We start from the raw sequence: 204 nt of genomic DNA, 5'->3' as shown, positions 1-204 counted from the left end.
ACAGCCTCACCCCCGAAGAGCAGCAGAAGACCCTGGATGATCTGGAGTACTACCAGGCTTTGGAAGAGGAACGCGGGCAGATCAATAAGGAACGTGGTGACGCTCTTGAGCGTATGTTCAAGGAGCGTTTCAATGTGGATGAGTACATGGCGTACCTGCTGAAGCGAGCTGAAGACCGTGTGGATGATGAGCCGGAGGATGAAT

The 204-nt window shown here is 53.4% G+C and carries 1 protein-coding gene; it reads left to right on the top strand.

Features of this window, described 5'->3' with window-relative positions:
* On the top strand, nucleotides 1–204 hold a 204-nt coding region (locus tag HMPREF2605_RS09520), incomplete at both ends, for a hypothetical protein (protein WP_168167588.1).

It is taken from the genome of Rothia sp. HMSC065C03 (assembly GCF_001837295.1).
GTDB lineage: Bacteria > Actinomycetota > Actinomycetes > Actinomycetales > Micrococcaceae > Rothia.
Note: the sequence above shows the minus strand (reverse complement) of the source record. Positions and strands in the feature narration are given on the sequence as shown.